This is a genomic window from Geodermatophilus sp. SMS 5-13 (assembly GCF_059428245.1).
Map to the genome: position 1 here is coordinate 677202 of NZ_CP165729.1, position 16024 is coordinate 693225.

Here is a 16024-nt window from a genome sequence, read left to right on the forward strand (position 1 = left end):
GTCGAGCACCGTATCGGGTGATCACCTCACCCCTGGCTTTCCTCATTTCGTCACTCTTAGTATCGATTCTGCTCGGCCTGCTCCGGCCTTCGTAAACGATGAATCACGGGGGAAACACCCATGCCCGCACGCGCGTCCAGCGCGGCCCGGCGCGCTGTCGCCGGTCTGCTCGGACTCCTGCTCCTGGTCGGCGGCGCCCAGCTCGCCGTCCCGGCAGCGGCCCTGGCCGACTCGGCGCCCCTCGACCCGACCAGCACGACGACGCCCACGACGGTCTCCGCCGACGGGCTCCCCACCGTGCAGATCGACGGGGTCGTCTGGTCGCAGGTCACCGTCGGCAACACCGTCTACGTCGCCGGCTCCTTCACCCGTGCCCGCCCCGCGGGCGCGCCGCTCGGCACGAACGAGACAGTGCGCGACAACCTGCTGGCCTACGACATCCGCACCGGTGTGCTGATCCCCGGCTGGGCGCCGAGCGTCAACGGCCAGGTGCGCGTCATCAAGGCCTCGCCCGACGGCAAGCGTATCTACGTCGGTGGTGACTTCACGCAGGCCAACGGGGTGATCCGCAACCGGCTCGCGGCCTTCGACGCCGTCACCGGCGCGCTGATCACGACGTTCGCGCCCAGCATCAACGGCATGGTGCGGGCGATCGCCACCACCAACACGACCGTGTACTTCGGCGGCGCCTTCAGCGCCGTGGGGAAGGTCAGCCGCACCCGCGTGGCCGCGGTCAACGCCACCACCGGCGCGCTGCTGTCGTGGGCGCCGGTCCCGGGCAACGGACCGGTCAACGGCGCCAACGAGGTGCTGGCCCTGGCCGTGACGAGCAACAACACCCAGGTCGTCATCGGCGGTCGGTTCTACTACGTCAACAAGGCCGTCAACCCGGCCGTGGCCGCCGTCAACGCGACCACGGGCGCGGTCCTGCCGTTCGCGGTCAACAAGACCATCACGAACAACGGTGCCGACGCCGCGGTGCTGAGCCTCTACACCGACGGGACGACGGTCTACGGCACGACGTACCACTACGGCGGCACGGGCAACTTCGAGGGCCCGTGGATCGCGACCGCCGCCGGCGGGACGCCCCGCTGGTTCTCCGACTGCCGTGGGGACAGCTACTCGAGCTTCCCGATGGCCGGGGTCCTGTACGTGTCCTCGCACGCGCACAACTGCGGCAACGCCGGCGGTTTCCCGGAGCAGACCCCCGAACGCGTGCACAAGTTCGGGGTCGCCTACACCCTGGCCGCGACCGGCCGGAACGGGACGGCGACCTTCGGCGGCAAGCTCATCGCGAACACGCCCGCCCCGACCATGCTGCCGTGGTGGCCGACGATGACGCCGGGCGAGTACACCGGCCAGTTCCAGGCCGGCTTCAGCGTGACCGGCACCGGCCAGTACCTCTCCTACGGCGGCGAGTTCCCGCGGGTCAACGGCGTCGGCCAGCAGGGCCTGGTCCGCTACGCCCTGCCCACGATCGCGCCGAACAAGATCGGCCCGGACCCCGTCGACGCGCCCACGGTGTCCGCGAGCGGCGCCGGCGCCGTCCGGATCCGGTGGACGACGACGTCCGACCGGGACAACGAGAACCTCACCTACCGGCTCTACCGCGACGGTGACACGAAGACGCCGATCTTCGAGACCGTCCGCGCCTCGCAGTGGTGGACGCGGCCGGCCGTCACGCTGACCGACAGCGGCCTCGCGGCCGGCGAGCACACCTACCGGGTGACCGCCACCGACCCGTTCGGCAACACGGCGAGCTCGGCGTCGGTGAGCGCCACCGTGGCCACCGGTGCCGCCGACCGCCCGTACGTCGACGCGGTCCGCGCTGACGGGCCCGTGGGCCAGTGGACCCTCGGCGAGCGGTCCGGCAACTCCGTGGACTACGGCGGCCTCTCGGACCTGGTCCCGGCCGCCGGGGTCACCCGCGGCGCCGCCGGCGCACTGGCCGGGGACACCGACGCGGCGTACTCCTTCAACGGCACCGCCACGGCGAGCGCCGCGATCTCGACCGCCATCGCGGCCCCGCAGGTGTTCACCGCGGAGGCCTGGTTCCAGACCACGTCGAAGACCGGCGGGCGGATCCTCGGCTTCGGCACGCAGCCGACCGGGACCAGCGTCAACTACGACCGGCACATCTACCTCGACGCCGCCGGGCACGTGTTCTTCGGTGTGTGGCCGAGCGCCATCCGGACGGTCCAGAGCACGGGCGTCTACAACGACGGCAAGTGGCACCACGTCGCGGCGACGCTGAGCTCGAAGGGCATGGCCCTGTACCTCGACGGGAAGCTGGTCGCGTCGCGCACCGACGTCACCCGCGGTCAGGCGATGACCGGCTACTGGCGGATCGGGTCGGACATCAACTGGGGCCCCTCGGCGACCTTCACCGGCCGCATCGACGAGGTGGCGGTCTACCCGACCGCGCTGAGCGCCGCCCAGCTGGCCAACCACTACGTTCTGGGCAGCACCGGCACCGCCCCGAACGTCCCGCCGACCGCGGCGTTCGCCTCCTCGGTCAAGGATCTCGACGCGACGTTCGACGCCGGCACCTCCACCGACAAGGACGGCACGATCGCGTCCTACGCGTGGAACTTCGGCGACGGCGCCACCGGCACCGGCCGCGCCCCGGCGCACGCCTACAGCCGGGCGGGCACCTGGACCGTGACGCTGACCGTGACCGACGACGACGGCGCCACGGCGACGACGACGGCGCTGGTGACGACGACGACGCCCCCGCCGAACGTCCTGCCGACCGCGGCGTTCGACGCCACGGCCACCGGCCGGACGGTGGCGTTCGACGCCGCGCGGTCCGTCGACACCGACGGCGCGATCGCGTCCTACGCGTGGGCGTTCGGGGACGGCGAGACCGGCAGCGGGCGGACGGCGAGCCACGCGTACGCCGCGGACGGCGACTACACCGTCGTCCTGACCGTCACCGACGACGACGGCGCGACCTCGACGGTCAGCCGGACGCTGCACGTGTCCGGCGCCGTGCTCGCGGCCGATGCCTTCCAGCGGACCGCGGCCGGGGGCCTCGGCATCGCCGACGCGGGTGGTCCCTGGACCGTCTCCGCGGGTGGCGCCCGGCAGTCGGTGTCGGAGGGGACGGCGGTCTTCGCGATGACCCCGGGCACGAACACCGGGTCCTACCTCGGGGCCGTGTCGCGGACCGACGTCGACATGACGGCGTCCCTGTCCTCGACGCAGACCCCGAGCGGCTCGGGCACGTACGTCTACCTCGTCGGCCGGCGGGTCGGGACGAACCAGGAGTACCGGGCCCGCGTGCGGCTGCTCGCCGACGGCAGCATCGGCGTCGCCGTCACCCGGCTGGCGGGGACGTCCAGCGAGACCCAGATCGGGACGAACGTGATCCTGCCCGAGGCGTACACCACCGGCGAGGTGCTCAACGTCCGCTTCGTCGTCCGGGGCACCGGGACCACCGACCTGGCGGTCACCGTCTGGCCGGCCGGCACCCCGGAGCCCACGACGCCCACGCTGACGCGGACGGACACGACCGCCTCGCTGCAGGCGCCCGGCTCCGTCGGTCTCCTGGGCTACCTCTCCGGCAGCGCGACGTCGGGAGTGACGCTGCGGTTCGACGACCTGGTCGTCGTGCCCGCCGCCTGACGTCGTCCGCCGATCCGATCGATCCCCCCACCGCCCCGGCGGTGGGGGGATCTTCGGGTGAGACGCCGGCTTCAGCGTGCTGAGCTGCGGTTTCGCGCTGGGAGGATGATCGGCATGACGCGCGGGCTGGGCTTCCTCCTGCGCCGGCCCGCCGCCGGCGCGGTCGCCGGCCAGGTGACCCAGGCCCTGGCCGGCCTCGTCCTGCAGGTGGCCGCCGCGCGCTACCTCGGGGCGGCGGGGCTGGCCACCTTCTCCCTGATCTACGGCGCGATGGTCCTGGTCACCGCGGTGTCCAGCGGCCTGGTCGGCGACTCGCTCACGGTCCTCGACCGCCAGGAGCGCGGCGTGCGCGCCGGGTTGCACGTCGTGGCCGTGGTCGTCGCCGTCGGGGCCGGCGGCCTGGGCGCGGCGGTCGCCGCGGTCACCGGGGTCGTCTCGTCGTGGACGGTCCTCGTGCTCGCCGTGGCGGTGACCGCCTACGTCGTCGAGGACGTGCTGCGCCGGCTGCTCATGGCGACCGGCCGCTTCTGGTCGCTGCCCGCGGTCGATGCCACCAGCCTGGTGTTCTCCCTGGGCGCCCTGCTGCTGTGGGCCCTGAGCGGTCCGCTCACGCTCAGCTCGTTCCTCGTCGCGCTGGTCGCCGGGCAGACCACCGCCGCGGTCGTCGCCTGGTGCTGCGCCTCCCCGGGGGAGCGGCCGCGCGGGCCGTGGCGCTCGCCCGACCTGCGGGCGGTCCTCTCCTTCGGCGTCTGGCGGGCGGCCGGGCAGACCGTCCGGCCCGGCCTGCTCACCTGCCTGCGGCTGGTCGTCGTCCTCGCCGTGGGCGCGGCCGCGTACGGCCCGCTCGAGGCGGCCCGCGTGTACACCGCGCCGACCCTCGTGGTCGTCGCGGGCCTGGGCTCCTACCTGCTGCCGCACTACGTGGCCACCCGCGACCGGCCGGTCGCCCAGGCGATCCGCGCGGCGGACCGGGTGGCGCTCGGCCTGGCCGGTGCGGTCGCGGGCATCGGCGTCCTGGCCGTCGTCCTCCAGCCGCTCGTGGAGTCGCTGCTCACCGGCGGCGAGTACCCCGTGCCGATCCTCGCCGTCGCCGGCTGGAGCGCCTACGCCGTGGCCGGCGCCTTCCTGCTGCCCTACAGCGGCCTGGCCACGGTGCACCGCCGGCAGCGGCGGGTGCTGGCGTTGCGGTCGCTCGAGTTCGCCGCGCTCGTCCTGGTCGTCGTCCTGGTGCACATCGTCGACGGAGGCCAGACCTGGGCGCCGCTCGCGCTCGCGGCCGGGCCACTGCTGACCGCGGCGGCCGTTCGCCGGCACGTGCTCTCGCCGATGCTGCGGGGGACGACGGCGGTCCCGGCGGTGACCGCGGCAGCCGCCTGACGTCAGTGGTGGTGGCCGTGCCGGCCGAGGGTCTCCACGGGGGTCGCGCCGGGGCGGGTCCACTGCGGCACGGGGCGGCTGGTCGGGCCCCAGGTCGGGTTGCCGTCCGCGTCCGAGCGCCAGGACCAGCACGCGGCGCCGCCCTCGGGCCAGCCCTCGGGCGTGTCCTCCCACGCCTCCCCGCGGCCGTAGGGCGTCATGTCGAGCAGGCCCAGGGACGCGTTGACCCGCTCGTTGCCCCGGCCGGTCGTGGAGTAGGTCAGGAACACGCGGTCGCCCTCGCGCAGGTAGCAGGCGAGGCGGCCCGGGTCGACGCCGTTCGGTGCCTCCACGCCCCGTACCGAGTACCAGGGCTGGCGGTAGCCCATGAACTCGACGTAGGCGGCCACCTCCTCCCACGGGCCCGTCGTCAGGACGGCGAACGAGACGCCGCGGGCGTTGAGGTAGGCCGCGTCCTGCACGTGCCAGGCCGTGGTGGTGCAGCCCTCGCACTGCCCCTGGTGCGGCGCGCCGTCGTACCACATGTGCTGGTAGACCACGAGCTCGTCGCGGCCCTGGAACAGGTCCACGAAGGGGACCGGGCCGTCGGGTCCGACCACCTCGACCGTCCCGTCCAGCTCCACCATCGGCAGCCGGCGGCGGGCCGCCGCGATGGCGTCGCCCTCGTGGGTGTGGGCCTTCTCGCGGACCAGGAGCTCGTCCCGGGCGACCTGCCAGGTGGCCAGGTCGACGGCGGGCGGGCGGCCGGGCCGCGCGGTGGTCGGGGCGTCCGGCGTGGTCGTCATGGTGTCCTCCGTGGAGCTTCCGCCGGGCGGCGTCGCCCGGCGTCCTACGACGGTCACCAGAACGGACTGCAGACCCCGCCCGAACTCATCGCGGTCGGGCGGGGTGCGCGGCCCTCACCCGCCGAGCGGTGCGGCGCTTTTCACGAGCACGGCGTCCGACAGCTGCGCCGAGTACGCCGCCATGGAGAACCGGGCGCGGGCGTCGGCCTGGCCGGCCCGCCCGAGCTCGGCGGCGCCTGCCGGATCGGACAGCAGGCGGACGATCGCGTCGGCCAGGGCCCGCGGGTCCTCCGGGTCGACGAGCAGCCCCGTCTCGCCGTCCCGGATGACCTCCTGCAGACCGCCGACCCGCGAGGCGACGACCGGCCGGCCGAGGAGCAGCGCCTCGGCGGCGACCAGCCCGAACGGCTCGATCAGGGACGGCACCAGGACGACGTCGGCCGCCGCGACGTAGGGCGCCGGGTCCTGGAAGCCGGCGAAGACGGTGCTCTCCCCGACCTGCTCGCGGACCGCCAGGGCGCGCAAGGCGTCGGCGTGGTCCTCGTAGCCGGGATAGCTGTCGCCGACGAGGGTGAGCGTGACGTCGAAGCCCGCCCGCCGGACCAGCGCGAGGGCCGAGATCGCCGTGTGCTGGCCCTTGCGGGCGGCCAGCCGGCCGACGACGACGAGGCTGCGCGCGGTGGTCGGCGACGGGACGCCGTGAGTCCCGTCGGGTTCGCGCACGCCGTTGAGGATGACCCGGGTGCGACGGCCCAGGCGCTTCCCGAGGGACGCCCTGATCCAGGCGAGGGTGTCCTCGCTGTTGGCGATGACGCGGTGCGCGGCGAGCAGCGGGAGCAGCAGCAGCGCGCTCGCGGGACGGGACATCTGCGGTTCGCTCTCGTGGACGTGGCAGACGACCCGGGCGCGGCTCAGCCGTGCGGCGAAAAGCCATTCCGGTGCGGCGATGGTGCTCACGTAGACGACGTCGGCGTCGTGTGCGCGCAGCCAGGACGTCAAGGAGACCAGCGAGCGGAGAAAGTGGAGGACGAAGCGCATTGCCTTCTGCGGCGTCCTGAGATCGACCTTGCGGAGAACGGGAAAGTCCTTGATCTCGTGCGCGATCGACCGCTGCTCCAGCGCGTCGACCAGCGGGCCGTCCTTGGACACGACCGCGAGGACGTCGGGACCCAGTGCGGCCACGCTCTCGAGGAACATCCGGTCGCTGCCGTACAGGTCGGCATGCGGGTGGACGGCGATGGTCCGGCCGGAACGCCGCAGGGCCACAGCGAGTCTCCAATCAGCCGCGGTGTCGGTGCTCGCCGGAAGGTCGTCAGCGAGGGGGAGTGGTGCGAGGGCGGTCGGCGGCCGCTCGTCGGGACGCGGATCGGCCGACGTCCGGAGGGGACGCCGGCCGATCCGTCGCGGCTAGGCCTGCCGGGGGCGTGGCCCCGGAGGCGACGCGGTCACCGGTTGTTGGCGGTCGCGCTCCCGAACAGCTTCGTCTTGACCTTCACGGCCGTGTCGTAGTGCCGGGCGAAGACCCGCTTCAGCGGACCGGCCGCCTCCGGCGACCACCCGGTGGTGCGAGCCACCACGCTGCCCTCGGGCACCAGCTCGTAGGCGTAGGTCGCGATGGACTTGCGGGTCACGCCCGGGGGGAGGCTCATCTTCTTGAAGCCGTGGTAGGTGTGGTCGTCGGTCACCATGATCAGGCCGCGGTTGAAGAGCGGCTCGATGGCCCGGGGCTCCTCGTCGGGGCTGGACTTGATCAGCAGGCGGCCGTCGTACTCGGCCTTCCAGTCCTTGTTCAGGTACAGGAGCACGTTCAGCGTCCGCCGCCAGTTCGGGTGCAGCGGGTGCATGTTGAAGTCGACGTGCGTGTCGAGGAAGCCGCCGTCACCGCTCTGGTGGAACCCGCCGCCGTGGAAGGCCGGGTCGACGAAGAGGTCGATCCCGGTGAGCGTGCTGATGAACTTCTGGAACCGCTCGCCCATCAGGGCGTCGTAGAACGCCTTGCTGGTGGGGCCCTGCTCGGCGACGCTCGACAGCTCGTGCTTGTCGCCGAAGAGGTAGTCGCGGGACTTGGGCATCGCGTCCGGCGCGGGGAACTCCTCGAGCAGGCTCTCCGCGACGGCGTTGTCGAGGAAGTCATCGATGACCAGCAGCGGGAAGGGACGGGCCTCCCGGAATTCGCTGGAGAGTTCTTCCGCTCGATCGATCCATGAGTTGAACATCGTTTGCTCTTCCTCCGAGCGCGGTGTGCCACGTGTGTCCGGGCGCGAGGAATTTCCCCGTCGAAGACGAAGATAGAGCCGCGAATGGCCAGCTCGGAACGTCGATTGACCCCAACGGGTAGGGCTGGGAGGCGTGACGACCGCCACCGCGAGAGGGGCGGGAACGGACAGGAATGGCGGGGAGTTCGCCATTCCGCCCCCGGTGCGCCGCCGCGGTCCTCCGTAAGCCTGATATTCCCCGTGTTTCGCCCCTCGTGGACGGCGCGTGCCCGTAGCATCCCGCGGCGTGACCAACGAGGCCTCCGGCAGGGGCGGCATGCGGCCGGGCTTCCCCTCCGGTCGGCTGGGACAGCTCCTCGTGGCGTTCCTGCTCGTGGCCAGCACGGTCGGCTGGCGCCGTGCGCAGTACTTCTCGGGCTCGCTGGACCCCGTCGTCCTGGCCAAGGGCGGCCTGTCCGCCGTGGCGCTGCTGATCGCGTTCCTGGCCGCCCAGGCAGGGACCCGGCGGGCGCTGGGCACCGGCTCGCTGTGGGTGCTGGCCACCCTGCTCGGCGGCTCGGTGTTCGGGGCGCTGACCCACGGCACGCCGGCGGCCGGTGGGCTGGTCGGCGTCCGCGTGGCCGTCCTGGCGCTGACGGTCTTCTTCCTCCTCCGGACGGCCACCGTCGGCGAGGCGTTCTCCGCGCTCGCGCTGGCCTGCGGCACCGTCGGGCTGGCCGCGGCGGTGACCGGGGCGCCCACCCTGTCCTCCGGGCGGCTGGCCGGGGGCGTGCCGCCGCTGAGCCCGAACGAGCTGGCCCTGCTGGCCGGCGTCGTCGTCCTGTACGTCGCCTGGCGCACCGTCCTCGGTGAGGCCGGGTGGCTGCGGACCGGCGCCGCGGTGGCGGCCCTGGGCGTCATCTGGGTCACCGGCTCGCGGACCGGTCTGCTCATGCTGGTCGTCGCGATCGCCGTGATGGCGCTGCACATCCGCCGGGCCCGTGTGGGACTCGTCGTCGGCGCCCTCGTGGTGGCGGCCGCCGGGGCGGTCGCGGTGCTGAGCACCGGGGTGCTGACCTCGTTCGCCGAGCGCGACGGCACCGGCACCAGCACCCTCGACTCCCGCTTCATCGCCTGGCGGGCCGCCGCCACCTGGGCGGAGACGGGCTGGCAGCTGGTGTTCGGCGGCGGCCTGTCGGTGAAGATCATCGAGGTCAAGGGCCAGTGGTGGAACGAGCAGCCGCTGGACAGCAGCTGGGTGTCCCTGCTGGTGCAGGCCGGCGTGCTGGGCCTGCTGGTCGCGGTCGGCTGGGTGCTCTGGGTGCTGCGCGGTGCGCTGCGCGCCCCGCACCCGCACCGCGTGCTGTTCCTCGGCGTCGTCGTGTTCGTGGTCGGCCGCAGCCTGCTGGAGAGCGGCCTGTTCGACGCGACACCGGCCTTCCTGGCCTTCTTCGCGGTGTCGCTGCTGGCCGAGGGCGGCTCCCGCGACCGGCTGTCCGACGAGCTGCGCTCCGCGCCGGAGGCGCCCGCCCGCCCGCTGGAGGCCGCGGGGCGGTGACCCGCCCGTACGACCCTTCCCGCTGCCTGCCGATGAGGACGTCGGGCCGGATCGGAGGGGGCGAGGCGATGGCGTCGACGGACTGGGCGGAGCGGGCTGCGGGGCCGGCTCGGCTGCCCCTGGACCGGGGCCAGCTGACGGCCCTGCTCGCGCACGTGGACTCCGCCGTGGCGAGCGACGGCTGCGGCCTCACCCGTGCGGCGACCGACGCCTGGGCCGTCCGGGAGGGCGTGGACCCGGCCCGGCTGCGCGCAGGCCTCGAGGAGTACGGCGGCTTCTGCGACTGCGAGGTCGCGATGAACGTCGACGTCGACGAGGTCTTCCCGCCGGTCCGGTCGGCCTAGGGCCCGTCCTGTCTGATCTTGTGCGCCGCCACACGCGTCCCTGCAGGCGGCCTCGGAGACAACGCGAACGAAGTGCGCTGGAGCCGGGTTCCAGCGTGTGAAACCCGGCCTCTGCGCCCTCCGTCGCCTCGAGACGGCGCTCCCGCCGGAGCATCGCCGGGGGTCCAAGCGGTGTCCCACGGTGGGCCGCTTCGGGGCGCCCTGTCCGCGCGGCGAGGTGCGCGGTCTCGTGGCTTCCGGGGCCGGGTAGCCACGAGACCGCGAATCTCGACGGGGTCGCCACCGAGTCGCCCAGAGTGGGGCCGTCGAGGGATGCCGGCAGCGGTCGCGGCGCACCGAATGCGCAGGACAGGTGCCTAGGCGCCCGTTCCGGTCAGCGGCCGGTGCGCGCCGGCTCGCCGGCCTCGGCCCGCGCCGGCCGGGCGTTGCCCGGGCGGGGCGCCGGCGCCGCGGCCGCCGTCCGGTCGGCCGCGACGGGTTGGGCGGCCGCCGGCGCCGGGCGGGTGCGCCGCGGCGTGACGACGACGGCGAGGGTCTGCACGCCGGTCGCGCGCAGCAGCACGCGCATCTCCTGCAGCTCGGCGGCGTCCACCCGGCCGGCGGCGGCCACCAGGACCACGCCGTCGTAGTGCTCGGCCACCTGGCGCCAGAAGGACAGCGGTGCGAGCGGGTCGGCCACCGTGAGCTGGACGCCGGGACCCTCCTCCGCCGACGCGCGGGCGGCGGCCTCCGGGCCGGTGACCGTGGTGGGCAGCCGGCGCCGGCTCAGCTCGCCGGCGACCTCGTCGGCCAGCGCGCGCGGCGCGGCCTTGTCCGCCGGCGAGGGCGAGACCAGGACGACGCGCAGCCGCCGTCCCCCGGCGGTGAACTCCAGCCGGCGGGCCAGCTCGGTGGCCGACCGCCCGGTCAGGGCGCTGCGGCGGGCCCGGCCGCGGCGCGGCGCGAGCACCTCCACGACCGATTCGGTGCCCCAGGCGCGGAGCACGTCCTGCTCGGTGTGCACGGTGGTGTCCAGGCGGCTGCGGACGACGGCCACGGCCAGGCCCAGGAACAGGCCCACGGCCAGGCCCAGGCCGAGGTCGTAGAGCGCGACGGGGGAGACGGGGTGGGTCGGCACCGAGGCCGGGTCGCTCACCGTGAGCGTCACCGGTCGGTTGCCGGACGACGGCGTCTCCAGCTCCTCCACGACGGCGGTCAGCTCGTCGCTGACGGCGTTGGCGATCTCCGCGGCCTCCCGCGGGTCGCCGCCGGACACGGTCACCTGCACCTGCGAGGTGTCCACCGGGACGTCCGCGGCCACCCGGCCCTGCAGCTCGGCGAGGCTCTCGTCGAGGCCGAGCTGATCGATCACCGGCCGGAGCACGGCGGCGCTCACGGCGACGTCGGGGTAGGTCTTGACCCGCTGCGCGACGAACTGCGCGCTGTTCGGGATCGACGGCGACACCGACACGAAGACCTGCGCCGTCGCCTCGTAGGTGCGCGGCGTCAGCTGGAAGGCGGCCGCGCCCAGGACGACGCCGAGCACGGTGATGCCGACCCAGGTGAGCCAGTAGCGACGAATCGCGGCAAGGTAGTCCGTCAGTTCCATAACCGTCCCCGATGCTGCCTGTCACAGGGCAGCCGGGAGCAGTGCTCCGAGGCCGGCACCCCCGCTGTCCGTGAGCCTCTCGAGTTCCGGATGCTAGAGGCCGAACAGGGCGTTCCCGGACGTTCCGCGGGCGAGGTCACCCGTTCGGGGCGGGCGACGGCACCGGCCCCTGCCGCAGCCGCATCCGAACGGGTGAAGTGACCGGCGAACCTCACCCTGCGTCACCTCTGTTCCCGTAATTTCCCTGGTCGGAAAGCCGTCGAGCGTCTGCAGGCGTCATCTGACATCACTCACAGTCAGGTGGATGCGTGCCGCCGGCGCGGACCGCAGAACGCAACGGGGGAGAACGAGAATGACCGTGATCGGGTATGCGCCCGGTGCCTACGACCTGTTCCACATCGGGCACCTGAACATCCTCAAGCACGCCAAGGAGCACTGCGACCGGCTGATCGTCGGGGTCGTCTCCGACGAGATGCTGCTGCAGAGCAAGGGCAAGCTGCCGGTGATCCCGCTGGCCGAGCGCCTGGAGATCGTCCGCAACCTGCGCTTCGTGGACGACGTGCACGCCGAGGTCGTGCCCGACAAGATCGACACCTGGCGCCAGGTCGGCTTCGACGTGATCTTCAAGGGCGACGACTGGCGGGGGACGCCCAAGGGGCAGAAGCTCGAGCTCGACTTCGCCGCGGTCGGCGTCGAGGTGCGGTACTTCCCGTACACCATGCACACCTCGAGCACGATCCTGCGCAAGGCGCTGGTGGCCATCGACGCCCAGGAGCCGGTGGGCCGCGTGGCCCGCGCCCTCACCTCCTGACCAGCGGCCCCGCTGCAGGGGCCCATGGCGCGCTTGCGAGTCATGGGGGGCAGCGGGGTCCTTCGCCGAGGACGGCGGGGGGCCGGTTCCCGGGGATAACCTGGGAACCGGCCCCCGCCGCGTCCGGCGCCGCGGCCTCCCCACCCCAGGAGGAACATCCCCGTGACGTTGCGCGGCGTGCTGGACGTCGTCCTCACCGATCCCGGCATGGCGCGCGTCGTCGCCTCGGCCGGGGCCGCCGAGCTGGCCGTCACCGCACCGCCGCCGGTCCAGCCGCTGGTCGCCGCGGCGCTGGCGGCGACCGACACCGGCGCCGGCGTGCCGGTGCTCGTCGTCACCGCCGGCGAGCGCGACGCCGACGCCACCGCCGACGCGCTGCGCTGCTTCCTGCCCCAGCGCCGGGTGGAGACCTTCCCCGCCTGGGAGACCCTGCCGCACGAGCGGCTCTCGCCCCGCGCCGACACCGTCGGCCGCCGGCTGGCGGTGCTGCGCGACCTGACCCATCCCGGCGCCAACGGGACCATCGACGTCCTCGTCGCGCCCGTGCGCAGCGTGCTGCAGCCGCTCGCTCCCGGGCTGGGCGACCTCACCCCGGTCGAGCTGAAGCCGGGCGACGCCGCCGAGCTCGACGACGTCGCCCGCGCGCTCGTCGACGCCGCCTACACCCGGGTCGAGCTGGTCGAGAAGCGCGGTGAGTTCGCCGTCCGCGGTGGCCTGCTCGACGTCTTCCCGCCGACCGAGCCGCACCCCGTCCGCGTCGAGTTCTGGGGCGACGAGGTCGACGAGCTGCGCTACTTCTCCGCGGCCGACCAGCGCTCCCTCGACGAGCGGCCCGACCGGCTGTGGGCCCCGCCGTGCCGCGAGCTGCTGCTCACCGACGAGGTGCGCGCCCGCGCGGCCGCGCTGGCCGCCCTCCATCCCGGCCTGCTGGAGATCCTGGGCAAGCTGGCCGAGGGCATCGCCGTCGAGGGGATGGAGTCGCTGACGCCGGCCCTGATCACCGGGCGGATGGACCTGCTCACCGACCTGGTGCCCCGCGGCACGCACGTGCTGGTCTGCGATCCGGAGCGGGTGCGCAGCCGCGCCGCCGACCTCGTGCGCACCGCCGAGGAGTTCCTCGCCGCGTCCTGGGCCACCGCGGCCGAGGCCGGCGAGGCGCCGCTGGACCTCGGGGCGTCGTCCTTCCGCGACCTGGCCGAGGTCGAGGCCGCCGCCCGCGGCCGCGGCCTGCCGTGGTGGACGACGGGCGCCTTCACCCTCCAGGCCGAGGACGACGACACGCAGGTCACCCTCGACGCCACCACCGTCGAACGCTTCCACGGCGACCAGGGCAAGGCCGTCGAGCAGCAGCGCGCCTGGCACCGCGACGGCTGGCGGGTGGTCGTCACCTTCGCCGGCCCCGGCCCCGCGCAGCGTGCCGCCGACCAGTTCACCGAGGCCGACCTCGGTGTCCGGCTGGTGCCCGACATCGCCGCCGCCCCCGACGCGGGCCTGACCCACGTCACCCAGGGCAACCTGGAGACCGGCTTCGCCTTCCCCGGCGTCGGGCTGGCGCTGCTCACCGAGCACGACCTCACCGGCTCGCGCGGGACGACGATGCGCGACGCGGTCAAGATGCCCGCGCGGCGGCGCAACGCCGTCGACCTGGTGCAGCTGCAGCCCGGCGACCTGGTCGTGCACGAGCACCACGGCATCGGGCGCTACGTCGAGATGGTCAGCCGCACCGTCAACGGCGGGCAGCGCGACTACCTGATCGTCGAGTACGCGCCGTCCAAGCGGAACCAGCCGCCGGACCGGCTGTTCGTGCCCACCGACGCGCTCGACCAGCTGACCCGCTACGTCGGCGGGGAGTCCCCGGCGCTGTCCAAGCTCGGCGGCGCGGACTGGCAGAAGACCAAGGGCCAGGCCCGCAAGGCGGTCAAGCAGATCGCCGCCGAGCTGATCCGGCTGTACTCGGCGCGGATGGCGACCAAGGGCCACGTGTTCGGTCCCGACACCGTCTGGCAGCGCGAGCTCGAGGACGCCTTCCCCTTCCACGAGACCCCCGACCAGCTCGCCGCCATCGACGAGGTCAAGGCGGACATGCAGCAGCCGGTGCCGATGGACCGGATCATCTGCGGCGACGTCGGCTACGGGAAGACCGAGATCGCGGTCCGGGCGGCTTTCAAGGCGGTACAGGACGGCAAGCAGGTCGCCGTCCTGGTGCCGACGACGCTGCTGGCCAACCAGCACTTCAAGACCTTCTCCGAGCGGGTCGCGCAGTTCCCGGTGACGGTGCGGGTGCTCTCCCGCTTCCAGTCCGACGCCGAGTCGCGGCAGATCCTCGAGGAGCTCGCCGCGGGGACCGTCGACATCCTGGTCGGCACCCACCGGCTGCTGCAGCCGACCACCCGGTTCAAGGACCTCGGGCTGGTCATCGTCGACGAGGAGCAGCGCTTCGGGGTCGAGCACAAGGAGTACCTGAAGACCATGCGGACGGCGGTCGACGTCCTGTCGATGTCGGCCACGCCGATCCCGCGCACGCTGGAGATGTCGCTGACCGGCATCCGGGAGATGTCGACGATCCTGACCCCGCCGGAGGAGCGGCACCCGGTGTTGACCTACGTCGGTGCGTGGGACGACAAGCAGATGGCCGCCGCGATCCGCCGCGAGCTGCTGCGCGACGGCCAGGTGTTCGTCATCCACAACCGGGTGCAGTCGATCGACAAGGCGGCGGCGAAGATCCGCAACCTGGTGCCCGAGGCGCGGGTCGCGGTCGGCCACGGGCAGATGAAGGAGCACGAGCTCGAGCGGATCATGGTCGGCTTCTGGGAGAAGGAGTACGACGTCCTGGTCGCGACGACGATCGTCGAGTCCGGCCTGGACATCCCGAACGCCAACACCCTGATCGTCGACCGCGCCGACACCTTCGGCCTCTCCCAGCTGCACCAGATCCGCGGCCGCGTCGGCCGTGGCCGCGAGCGGGCCTACGCCTACTTCACCTACGACCCCACCCGGCCGCTGACCGAGACCTCGGTCGACCGGCTGACCACGATCGCGCACAACACCGACCTCGGCGCCGGCATGGCCGTGGCGATGAAGGACCTCGAGATCCGCGGCTCGGGCAACCTGCTCGGCGGTGAGCAGTCCGGGCACATCGCCGGGGTCGGCTTCGACCTCTACGTGCGGCTGGTCGGCGAGGCGGTCGCCGACTACCGCGCGCAGATCAGCGGCGAGGAGGCGCCGGCCGAGCCGCTGGAGGTCCGGGTCGACCTGCCGGTCGACGCCCACCTGCCGCACGACTACGTGCCGGGGGAGCGGCTGCGCATGGAGGCCTACCGCAAGGTCGCCTCGGTCCAGGACGACGACCAGGCCGCCGCCGTGCTCGACGAGCTCACCGACCGCTACGGCGCCCCGCCGGCGCCGGTGCTCAACCTGCTGGCGGTCGCCCGCTTCCGCGCGGCCATGCGGAAGTTCGGGGTCACCGAGGTCTCCCTGCAGGGCCGCGCCATCCGGATCTCGCCGGTCCCGCTGCCGGAGTCGAAGCAGATGCGGCTGGCCAGGCTGGCCGACGGCGCGACCTACAAGGCGGCGGTCGAGACGATCTCGCTCAAGGTGCCGGTCGGTTCGGACCGGCGCACCCCCCTGCGCGACGTCGCGCTGCTGGAGAACCTGCACGCGCTGCTCACCTCGGTCCTCGAGCAACCGGTCAAGGCCGCGAGCTAGTCGGAGTGTGGGAGCGCAGGAAACCTGCGCCCCC

Annotated in this window: 10 protein-coding genes; 6 read left to right on the forward strand and 4 right to left on the reverse strand. The window is 73.5% G+C overall.

Features of this window, described 5'->3' with window-relative positions; translation table 11 throughout:
* The first annotated feature begins 120 nt into the window (after positions 1–120).
* Together AB3388_RS03265 and AB3388_RS03270 are read left to right on the forward strand one after the other, a co-directional pair.
* A complete protein-coding gene (locus AB3388_RS03265) occupies positions 121–3627 on the forward strand; it encodes a PKD domain-containing protein (protein ID WP_495409318.1) in 3507 nt (1168 codons plus the stop codon).
* Positions 3628–3741: 114 nt separating this feature from the next.
* On the forward strand, positions 3742–5004 hold the full coding sequence (locus tag AB3388_RS03270; RefSeq protein ID WP_495409319.1) for an MATE family efflux transporter: 1263 nt from the start codon (positions 3742–3744) through the stop codon (positions 5002–5004).
* Positions 5005–5006: 2 nt separating this feature from the next.
* Here AB3388_RS03270 and AB3388_RS03275 read toward each other — a convergent pair whose 3' ends face one another.
* The 3 genes from AB3388_RS03275 to AB3388_RS03285 form a co-directional block, all read right to left on the reverse strand.
* Entirely contained in the window at positions 5007–5789 is a 783-nt protein-coding gene (locus AB3388_RS03275; RefSeq protein WP_495409320.1) for a DUF899 family protein, read from the reverse strand.
* Positions 5790–5903: 114 nt separating this feature from the next.
* Positions 5904–7055 carry a glycosyltransferase family 4 protein gene (locus AB3388_RS03280; protein ID WP_495409321.1) on the reverse strand — a complete coding sequence of 384 codons (1152 nt, stop codon included), beginning with the start codon at positions 7053–7055 and terminating at the stop codon, positions 5904–5906.
* Positions 7056–7234: 179 nt separating this feature from the next.
* On the reverse strand, positions 7235–8005 hold the full coding sequence (locus AB3388_RS03285; protein WP_495409322.1) for a 2OG-Fe(II) oxygenase: 771 nt from the start codon (positions 8003–8005) through the stop codon (positions 7235–7237).
* A 286-nt stretch (positions 8006–8291) separates the two neighbouring features.
* On the opposite strand from AB3388_RS03285, the gene AB3388_RS03290 reads away from it, so the two are divergent.
* The gene (locus AB3388_RS03290) at positions 8292–9542 is read left to right on the forward strand and encodes an O-antigen ligase family protein (RefSeq protein WP_495409323.1); all 1251 of its coding nucleotides are present in this window, start codon (positions 8292–8294) and stop codon (positions 9540–9542) included.
* 68 nt (positions 9543–9610) lie between these two features.
* Positions 9611–9886: a DUF2695 domain-containing protein gene (locus AB3388_RS03295; RefSeq protein ID WP_495409324.1), complete on the forward strand. Its 276-nt coding sequence runs from the start codon at positions 9611–9613 to the stop codon at positions 9884–9886.
* 373 nt (positions 9887–10259) lie between these two features.
* Here the strand turns inward: AB3388_RS03295 and AB3388_RS03300 are convergent, their stop codons facing one another.
* A complete protein-coding gene (locus tag AB3388_RS03300; protein WP_495409325.1) occupies positions 10260–11474 on the reverse strand; it encodes a YveK family protein in 1215 nt (404 codons plus the stop codon).
* A 352-nt stretch (positions 11475–11826) separates the two neighbouring features.
* Here AB3388_RS03300 and AB3388_RS03305 point away from each other — a divergent pair, with 352 nt between their 5' ends.
* The gene (locus tag AB3388_RS03305) at positions 11827–12285 is read left to right on the forward strand and encodes an FAD synthase family protein (RefSeq protein WP_495409326.1); all 459 of its coding nucleotides are present in this window, start codon (positions 11827–11829) and stop codon (positions 12283–12285) included.
* A 162-nt stretch (positions 12286–12447) separates the two neighbouring features.
* Positions 12448–15990 carry a transcription-repair coupling factor gene (gene mfd / locus AB3388_RS03310; protein WP_495409327.1) on the forward strand — a complete coding sequence of 1181 codons (3543 nt, stop codon included), beginning with the start codon at positions 12448–12450 and terminating at the stop codon, positions 15988–15990.
* Positions 15991–16024: the final 34 nt, after the last annotated feature.

Coding starts and splice junctions, on each gene's coding strand:
- AB3388_RS03265 (WP_495409318.1), top strand. CDS start 121: ATGCCCGCACGCGCGTCCAGCGCGGCCCGGCGCGCTGTCGCCGGTCTG.
- AB3388_RS03270 (WP_495409319.1), top strand. CDS start 3,742: ATGACGCGCGGGCTGGGCTTCCTCCTGCGCCGGCCCGCCGCCGGCGCG.
- AB3388_RS03275 (WP_495409320.1), bottom strand. CDS start 5,789: ATGACGACCACGCCGGACGCCCCGACCACCGCGCGGCCCGGCCGCCCG.
- AB3388_RS03285 (WP_495409322.1), bottom strand. CDS start 8,005: ATGTTCAACTCATGGATCGATCGAGCGGAAGAACTCTCCAGCGAATTC.
- AB3388_RS03295 (WP_495409324.1), top strand. CDS start 9,611: ATGGCGTCGACGGACTGGGCGGAGCGGGCTGCGGGGCCGGCTCGGCTG.
- AB3388_RS03300 (WP_495409325.1), bottom strand. CDS start 11,474: ATGGAACTGACGGACTACCTTGCCGCGATTCGTCGCTACTGGCTCACC.
- AB3388_RS03305 (WP_495409326.1), top strand. CDS start 11,827: ATGACCGTGATCGGGTATGCGCCCGGTGCCTACGACCTGTTCCACATC.